The sequence below is a fragment of the Pedobacter sp. 01N416 genome, assembly GCF_056399685.1.
In genome coordinates this window covers 1-9,908 of sequence record NZ_JBFTRT010000289.1, presented here as the reverse complement: position 1 = coordinate 9,908, position 9,908 = coordinate 1, and the positions used below count along the sequence as shown (strand labels likewise).

Genomic DNA, 9,908 nt, shown 5'->3' with positions numbered 1-9,908 from the left:
GTTCATACTATCGCTTGCCTTTACTCCTCGAGAACCAATTTTTTTAACTTTTCAACAATGAGCGCAACTGAATCCTTATCTTCGCGATTGTGCTTATCGTACCCTGTATCGAGATCCTGCACAAGGATTTTCTCCAAATAACTGGTTAACTGTTCTTGATTATTTATGTATTTCAAGATACCACCAATGTATTTGCTATATTCATCTGAGGCTATATCTCTACCCACATTTAAAGGATCCCAATCAGATAAGACCTGATTGATAGATAATTTAATATTTTTCATATATAAGCTGCAAACCTAATGGAAAAACGTTGGCTCAATACCAACTAAGATTTAATGTTTTTCGCTAATGTTATAAAAAACTATTTTAGTAGCTGAGCTATCGTACTAAAGCTCGGACTGTGATATACTCTATGTTTTAATTCTTGAAAATCGTAGCTCATCTCCCAAAGTTTCTTTTTTTTCTCGAGTCTTTTGATAATTTCCGCTTTAAAATCTTCAAGTGATATCATTTGAACCTCTGAATCATATTCAAAATCAATAAGTATCTGTCTTCCTTTCAATAGTGGGTTATATCCCCACAATCCAAGGTATTTTATTTTATAAGCCTTGTTTATTTTATAGTTATGCCCTAAGCTATCTATGACCTCCAAATTTGCAAAGTCGATCTTCTTTAAAAGTTCTTCACTTGTTGATTTAAAATCCTTTTCTTTAAAATAAACATAAACCATGTTATCCTTCTTAGAAAGAACAATAATTGGGTAATTTAATTCCACTTTCATTTTACCTTATAATTAATTTACACTACGCCCGCCCACTGAAACAACTCCAGCTTTAAACCAAGTTGGTGTGCCATGCCAAAATTGTCCCAACATGCTATAACCCGGTTGTCCTAAATAATTTAGTCCGTGACCTGCTCTAATGTGTATGCTTTGATTAGAGAACTTGACTAGATTCCACGGCTGATCTGAAACAGCTTCTAGCCCATATTTTTTAGCGATGGCTTGAGTAATAGCCCAATGATGCAGGGGCTCACCTGCTCCAGCATACCCTTTATTTACCATCCATTTGCGCGTTGCGCTCCAAGAATGGGAGCCTAATTTCCAAGCCCCTTTGCCAATGCCCTTTGCCACCGATTCTACTAGAAAAACGTCACTCACAGCTAACGCAGTATAAGCTAATCCTCTCCAGTATTCCCCATTTTGAAAGTGATCGATAGCCGCACGTCCAGAACCCCAAACCGGTATCAGACTCTCTAATTCCCCTAGCTGCCCAACACCTTTTCTTTCAGGCGTGCCATCCGAGGCACTCATACCTACCTTGTAAATTATTCCGTATGCGCTATTCCCATTAACCGTAGCCCCATTACCTCCAGCATCTCTATACCATGCTGTTGTTTGAATATATCCATCATTTATATTTGTAGTAACATGGGCACTGTCTCCAACAAGGCTATTATACTCGTTAGCTGCCGAAATGTAATCGGTTGCCCAGCCGTTATAAAGACCCCATTGCCCAGTTGCTTGCATGTTCTCAGCCCCACCATAAAAGGCATTCTCCGATGAGCCATATTTTTGCACTTAGCGAATGATCAGATCATGAGGAAATTAAAGAAACCCTTAGAAAGGACACTGCTGGCGTTGAACTTATCCGTAAAAATACATCCTGAAACATAAAACTCCAAAACCAACAATTATAAAGGAAGTCAAAAAGCATACAAAAAAGAGAACAGTAATTTTTCGATCACTGAAGGGGTACCTGCCTGTGGCTTTTTTTATTACTTTACTGTAAACATTTCTGTACTTCCATCGCATTCCAATAAAAGCCATTAACCAAAGCAGCAATATTATGGTCACGACCAATGGCCTGCTATAACCTATTAACTTTAAACTGATTAAGAACATATAAACGACCGAAAAAAGGAATACAAGTATATTGGCAATCATCACAGAAACGATGTTGAGACTTCGTAGCACAATGCCTTTTGGATTCGCCCTTTTAATAAGCATTAAAAAACTATGCGTTATAAACATTAAAAGATCTAATATCATCTTGTCTAAAATCTTTATTTGTCAAAAATATTCTGCTCTATGGACTTTCCATTGTAAAGCCAGGAACCTAATTCGATTACACCATACCCTAGTGTTCCTTTCAACGCTCCGGCAGTCCTTTGCGTTCCAAATCCCAGGAATCGCCCAATTGCTTGTGGACCATTATTTTGTCGAATTGTTTGCAAAGCTAGTTCAGTTCCACCCCAAACTATACCTCCTAGATTCAACACTTGCCCAAGTTCATCTGTAAAGCTTCCTGCCGCTCGCGCAGAGTGTTCTTGTTTGCCAATATAGACCGTAGTGTATTCTCCACTTACACCATTCTTAGTTACAGCTTTCCCTTGTCCATCTCTGTAATAGAACCCGGTAGAAATGTAACCATCTTTATCAGCAGTCAGTGCTCTGGCACCTGTATTATCATAAAAAGCCTGTGAAGCAGAAGCATAGTCCTGAGCCCAACCGTTCATCCCCCAAGTCCCGTTCTCACTCATGGTTGCTGCGCCTCTCGTGAAACCTTCCAGATCGGACCCAAAGGCACTAAAGCCAGATGCGCCATAACTCCTGGTATAGGAAAGTGCAGTATTCCAAAAATCAGCGTATTGTCCAGTTACTCCCCCAGCTGCCTTATCCCCTAACGGATCATTGAAGATCAACGGGCTGTTCAGCGCATACTGATAAACCGTCATGCTTTCACTCCTCCGCCATCGGATAAGCCGATACAAACCTGTCCAGTGCCGCATCGTACATCCGGCTTGGTACCTGCATTATCATAAAAAGCCTGGGATGCAGAAGCATAGTCTTGAGCCTTACCGTTCATTCCCCGGTGCCGTTCTCACTCATGGTTGCTGTGCCTCTTGTGAAACCTCAATTATAAGAATATGACCGGGCAATAATAATTCGGCATGCTGCAGATCATCGAATGGCTTTTCCTTGCATGTATTCTGGTTGCTTATAATAAGGAGCTATCGTAGTAACCTCATTATAATAATACTTAATATAAAACTCATCAAGCTCAAAATATTCCTCTATTGCTTTACCTTCATCTTGCAGCAGTGCCATTGCAATTTTTACCCCAACAAGTTCAGATCCTGTCGCTCCGAAAGTTTCTAAATGCTTAACCTGATTAAAATCAGATTCCACTTTTTCACGAATATCCAAATTAGATATAAAATACCATTTTTTGGGGCTATCATCCGGCTCACCCCTCTTGTATTCCGGCAATATAAAATCAGCTGCACTTGTGGGTATATTCCCTATTAATTTCCATGTTCCACTTTTAATTGCAGGCAAGATTCCTGCAATCAAAAGTGGACATAAGATAAGTTCTTTATCTATGATTTCGCTACCCAATTGTAATGATATAGAAGACCTGATATTATAAACCATAATCATCGTGGCATATTGAGTATCAGGCATAAATTCCAAGAGATTAACACACTTTACATATGCAAAACCAAGATTATTGGGTAGACCAATCTGATAAATATCTCCACTTTTAACTTTCACTCTTGCCATTTTATATTAAATAATAGTTTGCTTCATGACATAGCCAAATTTGGCTATTACAATAATTTTATTTCTCTTTAAGAATTTTAATTCTAATTATCTTACTATCCCAATGCCCATATGGCAAATGGCCTGAATATCAATCCCCAATTTTGTTTTAACAATACTAAAGATTTTTTACTCAAAATATTACTATATTCTCTTCAATCCTTAATTAGTTAAAAATTTAACTGCATCTTGGTAATATTTTAAAATATTTGGATTATGTAAACCTATACTGTTTATTGTATTTTCTAAATTTTTAATTCCACCGGCTCCATCAATCATGAGCTGCTCTACACCCCTCGCTGCCCCTCTCCCAGCAATACCTACGTGGACTCCGATAATTGAAACAAATCTTTCTCCATGCTGCGCTGTTCGCAAACTTAAATTTTTAGTCATTCCCCAATAAACCCCACCATTTTTCGTTATGGCTTTGTAAACAGTATAGAGTACTGGAGAAGCGCTTTTAGAACCGCTAAGTGCAACTCTTACTCCGTTTATCGTTTTCCCTGCATTTCCTACCCCTCCTAAACTGATCACAGGCGCATCGCCATAATCAATATACCCCAAAAAATCTCCTTTGAGAAGGCTACTAACCCTTTTTTTGGCGCCTTCATCATAAAAGTAATCCCAAATTTTCTCCCCAACACTTTTCTGACCAACAAAGTAAGCAGTACTTTCTCCACTTACACCATTCTTAGTTACAGCTTTCCCTTGTCCATCTCTGTAATAGAATCCGGTAGAAATGTAACCATCTTTATCAGCATTCAGTGCCCTAGTACCTGTATTATCATAAAAAGCCTGTGATGCAGAAGCATAGTCCTGAGCCCAACCATTCATTCCCCAAGTGCCATTCTCACTCATGGTTGCTGCGCCTCTCGTGAAACCTTCCAGATCGGACCCAAAGGCACTAAAGCCAGATGCGCCATCCCAAGATGCGCCATAACTCCTGGTATAGGAAAGTGCAGTATTCCAAAAATCAGCGTATTGTCCAGTTACTCCCCCAGCTGCCTTATCCCCCAACGGATCATTGAAGATCAACGGGCTGTTCAGTGCATACTGGTAAACCGTCATGCTTTCACTCGCCTCCGCCATCGGATCAGCCGATACAAACCTGCCCAATGCCGCATCGTACATCCGGTAAAACGTCTGCTGCAGATCCGGCAGATCTCCAAAGTCGTCCTGCCATTCGCTGCCACCGTTGTACAGGTTTTTGTTTGCCGCCGTCGGCATCACGCTTCCCGGCATTGTCAGTCCAAACGGATAATAACTGTTCTCCTGCCTTACCACGGCCACCCCGCCCTGCTCCTCAAAGCTCACCCTCACATTGCCCTGCTGGTCCTTGATCATATACTCCAGCTTCAGCGTACCGTTGCTGTTGCGGACCCTGCCCTCTGCCATACCAACATAGGACAGCACATTATCCTCGTAAACAAAACCTCCGATGTAATCGGTGGTCTTCACCAGGTTATTGTTATCGAAGGCCTGCTTGCGGATCAGCCCTCCGCCTGCATCGTAGGTATAGGCAATATACCGCCCTGTTGCAGTATTTATCGTTACCTTATCGGTACGGTTCAGTATATTATAGTCAAGGCTGATGCCCTTCTTCGCATCACCGGTCATATTGCCCGCGGCATCATAAGCGTAACCTGCTCCCGAACCGGTCAGGTTCTTGAAACCAAAGATACCATAGGCCCCACCTGTTCCATCGCTTACATTGCTGAGTTGGTTTCCGTCGTAACTATAGTTCAGGTCGTCAACTGCAGTTATGCTGCCGCTCAATATCGCATTGCGCTGTAAAGTTAAGATATTTCCGTTAAGGTCATAACTGATGTTCTTTTCATCAAAAGCTCCATTACCGTCCCAGGCACCGCCACCGCTGCGCTCTGCATAAACAGCCGCATTCAAACGCATCAGCTTATCATAAACAAACCTATAACTCCTTTCGTTCCCCGTGGCCACGCCCAGTGCATTGACTTTCCACTTTACCGCAGATAGCATCCCATTGAAATAACCGCTACTACCGATGTCCCCATCTCCCTGACTGTACAACAGGTCCATCCCGAACACATCATTGTAATCATCGTTCCGCTCATCTACGCTCAGGCTACTGTTATTGATACTGGTCATCTGCCCCTGGATGTTGTAACGGTAATCTACAGACTGCAGGTAACTTCCGCCACCGTTGGTACTGTGCAGCTTACCCGGTAAAGCCCAGAACGGTCGTACTTGTACTGCTCACTGCTGTATTCAGTTGGTTGTTGCTCTGGCTCTGGACCACTCTTCCTTTCGCATCGTAGAACATCACAGCGGTCAGCCAGACATTGGAAAGACCGCTGCCCACAGTGCGTTTTCTCACTACCGTCGGCATTCCGCTAATATAGGCAGCCTGTGCGCCTTCTCCGCCCATGCCCTGGTTCTGATAGGTATAATCGGCCGAACCATTGCCGTCAAGATCGTAATCATCATAATAACTGTAGGCCAAAGGCTCAATCTCCAAGTTCGGGAAACAGTTATTGGTATAATAACCGTTTGCCCCATCCCCGTTCCGTTCCTCGGCCGTATTGACCGAAAAATCCAGACCGTTCACCAGCCCTTGCATCGACGACCTTGTGGTATAACTGCTGTTATGGTAAATACCCTGCATCACCGGGGTGTTACGGCTGTCATATTTGATATAGTTCCATTTCTGCTGTGACCTCAGGTTTGCATCCTGGGCAAGCACGACCCTGTCAAAAGGATCGTACACCAGGTAACTGGTGCCGCCTCCCGGAACCGTCCGTTCAACCTGCCTGCCCCTGTCATCATAAACATAAACAAAGAGTAGTTTCTGTATTTCTGCCTGCTGAAGACTGTAGTTCCCATAACTGGCCATAAGTGCTACAGCCTTGGGCGGCACCACAAAAACCAATTGACCCAGATCGTCGTAAACATAATAGGTCTCCACCCATGTTACGCCTCCCTGGTCCAAAAGCTGCTTTTTTAGCACCGTTTTCCCGTTATTGTCGGTATAGACCATAATCTGACCGTTTTCTCCATCAGTTGCCCCGTTTACAGAGAGCGTGCCCGCATCAAAGATACCATTGGCCGACCCGTCCGCATTCCATCTCCGGACGGTTTCGCTGGAAAGGTTCGTCCGGTAGGTAAAACCTGTCTGGTGCTGACCAGGCTGAAAACCGCTGCCAAAAGACCCTGCCTGAAGCACCCGCTGCAATGGGCTGTTATCAAAAAGCTGCTGACTGTATGGGTTTGCATCAACCGCCGTTTTTTGCCCCGTAGTTGCATAAAAACCGGACTGCTCTGAGCTTGCATTCGTCCTGAATGCCCCGCCCGCATTTGATGAGGCATAGGGCAGGTAACTAATGCTCTGCCTCCCAAGGTTGTCGTATACAACAGGTTGGACAATGTCTTTTCCACCAGGGCTCGCCCCCACGGCGACAGACAGAACAGGCCTGCCCAGACCATCAAAATAGGTACGCGACGTAGTCCGGTCTGCTACAGGGAGCGCAAAGACCTGAACGTCTGTACTTATTCCCGGCACCTTTACTACATCCTCCTGGATGTAGCTCCGGTTTTGCCCAAAAACAGAGCCAACCAAAGAAATTAATGCCAAAAATATTGTAGTAAATATATACTGTGTTCTCATGATCGTATTCTTTTTGACCTTGTTATTCAATTTCGTTAGGTATGCATGTTGCATTAGTATCCAGATAGAAGCTAATGGAGTACTTTCCTGTAAGATTTAATCCATTAAAATAATATTGATTTGAAGTTGGCATAGACGCCCGACAATCCTCAACTAAACCAGTATTTGGGGTCGAATAAGCATGGTAGCCAACAGCCTTGTATCCGGATGGATTTGACGAGGAGTATTGTCCACTTGCAGCAAGCTTCAAATCGTATACTCCAGGCTCTACTGTTGACATGCCAGTAGCAAGATCAGCAGCATTAAAAACGTATTTAATCACCGAATTCTGAGAAAATGTCAACGTCATTGAACCAGCACCATAAACCTTTACCGGATCGGTAGAATTGCCCACGACAACTGTTTGGGTGGCACTAACGGTCCCAAATGGCTGCAGGGTTTTCGTAAACGTTACTACGTAACTTCCCGCGGCAGCATAGGTATGTGATAGCTCACCAAAAAGCTGGCTGGTCGATTGTGTACCGGTACCATCTCCGAAGTTCCAGGTATAGGAAATTCCCGCTGAATTCCAAGTAGTACCAGGGCTACCATCTATAAACGTATAGGGATAATTTACCAGCGGATTTTGATATCCCCCGATTTCAGCTTTAAAATTATCCTGATCTTCTTTTGATATATAGGTCTTTTTCAATACAATGTTTTTATCCTGATCCAACACATTCTTCAGCCTGAGGTATTTATCATATTGATAATACTCCGCAATTCCATTGGTATTCGTAGCGGAGGTCTTCAGAAAAGAATCTTTATCGTATCCAAAGCTGGATACCGTTGCATCGGCGGGATAAAAAATAATATCATCAATCAGCGCAGCGCTGGAACACTGGAAAGATAGCGTAAAGTTAGCCTGAAGGTTGGCAACAGGTACTTTTACCTGGTAGTACTTCCACTGTCCCCCGGTACTCGGGTATGGCAGGACGACGGCCTGTGTACCGCTTAGCGAAATATTGATGTTTCCTGAAACAGAAGTATTCATCCACAAAGAAAAAATGTAATACTTTCTACCGGCCAACTTTGTTATTGACCGGGAGAGCACATTATCAGCAGTTATATTGAAGGCATAATTTCCCGACCTTGGCTGTAAGACGAAACTGTTATTACTTGGATTAACACTGTAAGTAAAATTAGTTTCCAGATAATGAAATTCAAAGTTTTCGTAAGCGATCTCACCAATCCCGGCGTTCTCGAATACAGCTACAGGCTGAGAATTCAATTGATCGGTAACCACAGCCTTACGATTAATCCCATTCATTAGAACGGTTGTCGCGTTAGCATTTTTATCATAGTCAAGTATTTGCTGTTTATTAATATACCTTGAATCCTTCGAAAAGACACCGCCAGAAATAGATGAAGGTTGGAAATCGCTCACCCCGGCAGCGTTAAGAAAACTAAACTGGCTATCCGGCAGATCCAGACTCGGACGATAAGAAAACCCCCATGTTTTCAACCCGGTAAGAGATGCCGATATCGTCCGGTTTATGCCATTCCGCTCTAGCTGATTATAAGACTCCAACGGTATATTTATTCCTTGCTGTGAGAGGTTATATATCGATTGTACAAAGGGATCAGCTGAAGGAGAAGCACCATAATCCTTAATATATTTAAAAAAGGTCCTTGCGATACTTCCATCACTCAGCACCTGGTTTTTTGCTGTTACTTCCTTATGCGCTGAACTGCCATAGGTATAACTCGTTGTGGTATGATTCGCCTGGCTCAGTGATGGCGCATCGAAAACCGTATTGTCTTCCTGCACGGTTAAATTACCCACTCCAGAAAAAACAGTATATTTTGCATAAGCCATAGCGCCCGCATTTTCTTCAAATCTTAAGGCACCGATTACCAAAGGCGATCCAGTCCTGGCATAGTTGTAAACTGATTCCMTTACTTTGTTTCCATTCTCATCATACTGCGCAAGTTTTTTAAGAAGCCCTCTTTCAAAGTCATAATTTGTGTTCGGCGCGAAAGGGTAAGTATTTTTTTCATTGGTCATATAGCCACCGCTGACACAAGATGTTCTTCCAAAGTTATTTAGCGTTGGAAACCAGTCGCTGCCCCAGCTGGCATCCCAATTGGTAGCCGGCAGCAGGTACTCATAAAGAGAACTTCCTATTCCTGCTTTCGAAACTCGCACGTGACTGTAGAGTACCCCCGTTTCTTCCTGGGAGATATTTTCTTCCAACCGGATTACCGAGTTCTGTAGCATATATTCTGCTGTACCAGATCCATAAAACGGGGTAGTAAAAGATAACAAAGGCACATTTACAGGTTTTCCGCTAGACAGTCCAGTTGTCGGATCAACATAACTGTAGTTGGTGATAATATCGCCAGAAGGATTAGTTCCGTCTGTTGAACTGATTTTTTTGATTCGTAAACCACCGCCCTGTACTACCGTTCCGGCCGTTGCATCATAATAATCATTGGGTTCATATTCCAACCGGGTACTGCCTCCCGTATACCGTGAATATATCGTGGCGAGCGTACCGGCCATCATGGAAGACTGCGATACCGGCCTTACCGAACCTGGAATGTTATAACTAAATACCCCTGGATTCCCTCCCGGAATATTCCTGTAATGTTCATAGGCCGAACTGGATGGGTTTATGT

8 protein-coding genes are annotated in these 9,908 nt (G+C 43.2%); all 8 read right to left on the bottom strand.

Features of this window, described 5'->3' with window-relative positions; genetic code table 11:
- Positions 1 to 20: 20 nt before the first annotated feature.
- A complete protein-coding gene (locus tag AC1DND_RS16275) occupies positions 21 to 284 on the bottom strand; it encodes a hypothetical protein (protein ID WP_477583160.1) in 264 nt (87 codons plus the stop codon).
- Positions 285 to 364: 80 nt separating this feature from the next.
- A complete protein-coding gene (locus AC1DND_RS16270) occupies positions 365 to 784 on the bottom strand; it encodes a hypothetical protein (RefSeq protein ID WP_477583158.1) in 420 nt (139 codons plus the stop codon).
- 12 nt (positions 785 to 796) lie between these two features.
- A complete protein-coding gene (locus tag AC1DND_RS16265; RefSeq protein ID WP_477583157.1) occupies positions 797 to 1,582 on the bottom strand; it encodes a hypothetical protein in 786 nt (261 codons plus the stop codon).
- 485 nt (positions 1,583 to 2,067) lie between these two features.
- The gene (locus tag AC1DND_RS16260) at positions 2,068 to 2,739 is read right to left on the bottom strand and encodes a hypothetical protein (RefSeq protein ID WP_477583155.1); all 672 of its coding nucleotides are present in this window, start codon (positions 2,737 to 2,739) and stop codon (positions 2,068 to 2,070) included.
- 226 nt (positions 2,740 to 2,965) lie between these two features.
- Positions 2,966 to 3,568 (bottom strand): Imm26 family immunity protein, encoded by a 603-nt coding sequence (locus AC1DND_RS16255; protein WP_477583153.1) that lies wholly within the window; start codon positions 3,566 to 3,568, stop codon positions 2,966 to 2,968.
- 201 nt (positions 3,569 to 3,769) lie between these two features.
- Positions 3,770 to 5,731, bottom strand: coding sequence for an RHS repeat domain-containing protein (locus AC1DND_RS16250; RefSeq protein WP_477583152.1), 1,962 nt, complete (start codon positions 5,729 to 5,731; stop codon positions 3,770 to 3,772).
- Positions 5,732 to 5,801: 70 nt separating this feature from the next.
- Positions 5,802 to 7,247, bottom strand: coding sequence for a DUF6443 domain-containing protein (locus AC1DND_RS16245; protein ID WP_477583151.1), 1,446 nt, complete (start codon positions 7,245 to 7,247; stop codon positions 5,802 to 5,804).
- A 22-nt stretch (positions 7,248 to 7,269) separates the two neighbouring features.
- Positions 7,270 to 9,908, bottom strand: a 2,639-nt coding sequence (locus AC1DND_RS16240) for a PKD domain-containing protein (protein WP_477583149.1), incomplete at its 5' end; no start/stop codon positions are given.

Coding starts and splice junctions, on each gene's coding strand:
- AC1DND_RS16245 (WP_477583151.1), bottom strand. CDS start 7,247: ATGAGAACACAGTATATATTTACTACAATATTTTTGGCATTAATTTCT.
- AC1DND_RS16260 (WP_477583155.1), bottom strand. CDS start 2,739: ATGACGGTTTATCAGTATGCGCTGAACAGCCCGTTGATCTTCAATGAT.
- AC1DND_RS16250 (WP_477583152.1), bottom strand. CDS start 5,731: ATGACCAGTATCAATAACAGTAGCCTGAGCGTAGATGAGCGGAACGAT.
- AC1DND_RS16275 (WP_477583160.1), bottom strand. CDS start 284: ATGAAAAATATTAAATTATCTATCAATCAGGTCTTATCTGATTGGGAT.
- AC1DND_RS16270 (WP_477583158.1), bottom strand. CDS start 784: ATGAAAGTGGAATTAAATTACCCAATTATTGTTCTTTCTAAGAAGGAT.
- AC1DND_RS16255 (WP_477583153.1), bottom strand. CDS start 3,568: ATGGCAAGAGTGAAAGTTAAAAGTGGAGATATTTATCAGATTGGTCTA.